Origin of the sequence: Methylobacterium sp. WL64, from assembly GCF_008039945.1 — a bacterium.
Taxonomy (GTDB): domain Bacteria; phylum Pseudomonadota; class Alphaproteobacteria; order Rhizobiales; family Beijerinckiaceae; genus Methylobacterium.
Window position 1 is genome coordinate 1 of record NZ_VRVA01000313.1, and the last position, 677, is coordinate 677.

Annotated in this window: 1 pseudogene; it reads right to left on the reverse strand. The window is 73.4% G+C overall.

The window, feature by feature from the left end:
• Positions 1–342: 342 nt before the first annotated feature.
• Positions 343–677 (reverse strand): annotated as a pseudogene (locus tag FV242_RS34050) (hypothetical protein); the annotation flags it as partial.

A 677-nucleotide genomic window follows, 5' to 3' on the forward strand; every position in this document is an offset into this window, starting at 1 on the left:
CCCCCGAGCCCGCCGGTCAGCCACCGGACGGACCCCCGAGGAGCGCCGTGGAGTCACCCCCACAGCGCCGAAGGACAGGTGACGGCTAATGAGCACAAAATAGGAACATTGTCAAGGGCGGAGCGCCGCTCTGCCGGCTTCGTTGCGGCGAGCCCAGCCAAGCGGCCCGGGTTTGCCCCATTCTGAGCGCGCGTGCCGCACGGGGTTTGGTTCGCTCCGCTTGCGATGACGGAGGAGGCCGCGCAGGGCCCGTCACGTGGAAGCCTCATGTGGCTCCACGGCGCGCAGCAAAAAGGCCGCGGTGGCGCCCTGCCCCCGCGGCCTTCTCGATGGATCGGTCGATCAGGTCTGCTGCTGCGTCCGGCGGGGGCGCACGGTCCAGCGCTCGAACACGCCTGCCGACTCGTCGGCCTTCGCGTCCTTGGGCTCGGCGGTCGGCTCGGGATGCTGATGGATCGCGGCGCCGAGCGCCTGCGACAGGCTCTCGATCACGTCGTCGATGCGCGCGTCGCTGTGGATGCCGTCGTGGGCGGCAGCCGGGGCCGGGGTGGTTTCGTGGGCGGTCGGCGCCGGGGGCGCGACGGGCTCCGGGGCCGGCTCGGGCTGATGCTCGGGCTCCGGCGGCGGAGCCTCGGCGACGGGCAGGGGTGCGGGCGGCGGCTCGACGGCTTCGGGGG